This is a genomic window from Dialister sp., from assembly GCF_036343215.1.
GTDB lineage: Bacteria > Bacillota > Negativicutes > Veillonellales > Dialisteraceae > Dialister.
This window is the reverse complement of sequence record NZ_JAZASU010000238.1, coordinates 1-1,013: the sequence shown is the minus strand read 5'-3', so window position 1 is coordinate 1,013 and position 1,013 is coordinate 1. Positions and strand designations below refer to the sequence as shown.

The following is a 1,013-nucleotide window of genomic DNA, read 5'->3' as shown; positions in this document are numbered from 1 at the left end:
CGGGGCATATGGATCCACATGGACATATTTCCCAGCATGGTGGAGGCCGAAAGGATGATGATGTAGATCAGCAGATCCTCCGGTTTGTGTACCAGGGCAAAGATCATGACTGCGCCCAGAAGCTTAAAGACCGCATTCTTGGTGACAATATAGCGGAACTCCTCGATTCCGGTAAAGAACCAGGAAATATCGAACATGACCGCCAGAATCGCCATGATCTGCGGAATATAATAAATCTGATAGCGGTCTCTGGATGCAATAAAGGCAATGAAAGCGATGATGGAAACGGTCGAAGTCAGGACCGTCATCAGTTCGATTTCCCAGAAAAGCTTTGATCTCAGCGGCCTGTCCTTCCGGTTGCGGGCGATCTCCCGGGATCCGTAGGAAACCGTTCCCAGGGCCGCAAACATGGAAAAATAGGTCTGATAGGAAGCCGTAAAGCTGTAGATACCGCTCTTGTCGGCGCCCAGGACACGGGCCACATAGGGGGCTGTGATCATAGGCAGTATGACGACCAGTACCTGGTAGGCCATGCTCATGACAAAATTCAGCCGCACACTGGGCTCGCTGCTTTTTTGCTTCTTTCCTGTTTTATTACTCTTTTCTTCTTTACTGTCAGGATTGTCTTTGTTTTCTTTCTCGTCCCCGTTTTCTTTGGTTTCTTTGTCTTCTTTATGATCCGGTTCTCCACCGGCAGTTTCTGCAAATCCTTTTTGAGGGATTTCCACATGCTCTTCCGAAGGAATTTTCTGAGATTCTTTCGGAGAAACATCTGAAGATTCTTCCCTAGGGATTTCCGGGGATTCTTCATCAGGTGCTTCCGGAGAGCCATTCTGTAAATCCGATGGAGTTTGCTGCCCGAGCCGGATGGACGCCGGACCGTTCACGCCCGGATCCGGGCCGCTGTCAAAGGGCGGCTGCGTCCGTGAAAAGGCCAGTTCCCTCTGCTTTTTGTCCCTCTTCCTCTGTGTCCAGACGCCAAGCGCGTACCAGAAAGCAAAAAGCGAGCAGTT

Annotated in this window: 1 protein-coding gene; it reads right to left on the bottom strand. The window is 50.5% G+C overall.

Translation table 11 applies throughout. The features are described 5' to 3' along the window. Window positions 1-1,013: oligosaccharide flippase family protein (locus tag VZT47_RS10685; protein WP_330224933.1), on the bottom strand; the 1,013-nt coding region annotated here is incomplete at both ends.